Here is a 576-nt window from a genome sequence, read left to right on the forward strand (position 1 = left end):
GGAGCGGCAGGTGCCGTTGTGGCTGGGGTCGTTGAAGTCGAATCTGGGTCACACTCAGGCAGCGGCCGGGGTGGGTGGTGTGATCAAGATGGTGCTGGCGTTGCGGCATGGGGTGTTGCCGCGCACGTTGCATGTTGAGGAGCCCACGCCGCAGGTCGACTGGTCGGCGGGCAATGTGCGCCTGCTGACGGAGGCGGTGGAGTGGCCGCGGGGGGAGCGGTTGCGTCGGGCGGGGGTGTCTTCGTTCGGTATCAGCGGGACCAATGCGCATGTGATCGTGGAGGAGGCGCCGGCGGTGGAGGAGGCCCCGACGGGAGCGCCGTCGGGGTCGGGGGTCACGCTGGCGCTGACACCGGTCTCGGCCCGGAGCCGGGAAGCCGCGCGGGCACAGGTGGCCCGGCTGAGCGCGCCGGAGTCGATGGATGTGGCCTACTCGCTGGCCACGACCCGGGCGCAGTTCGAGCACCGGGTGGCACTGCTGGACGGCCGGCAGGTCGCCGAGGACAGTGTGGCCGGGGGCAAGACGGCGTTCCTGTTCACCGGGCAGGGCAGTCAGCGGTTGGGCATGGGCCGGGA

1 protein-coding gene and 1 pseudogene are annotated in these 576 nt (G+C 71.4%); both read left to right on the forward strand.

The window, feature by feature from the left end; all coding sequences use genetic code 11:
• Positions 1-10: 10 nt before the first annotated feature.
• Positions 11-79, forward strand: a pseudogene (locus tag IEZ08_RS40580) (hypothetical protein); the annotation flags it as partial.
• Between the two features lie 9 nt (positions 80-88).
• Positions 89-576 (forward strand): ketoacyl-synthetase C-terminal extension domain-containing protein (locus IEZ08_RS39175; RefSeq protein ID WP_308426636.1); only part of this gene is annotated, 488 nt, incomplete at its 3' end.

Origin of the sequence: Planobispora rosea, assembly GCF_014648175.1 — a bacterium.
Classification (GTDB): Bacteria; Actinomycetota; Actinomycetes; order Streptosporangiales; family Streptosporangiaceae; genus Planobispora; species Planobispora rosea.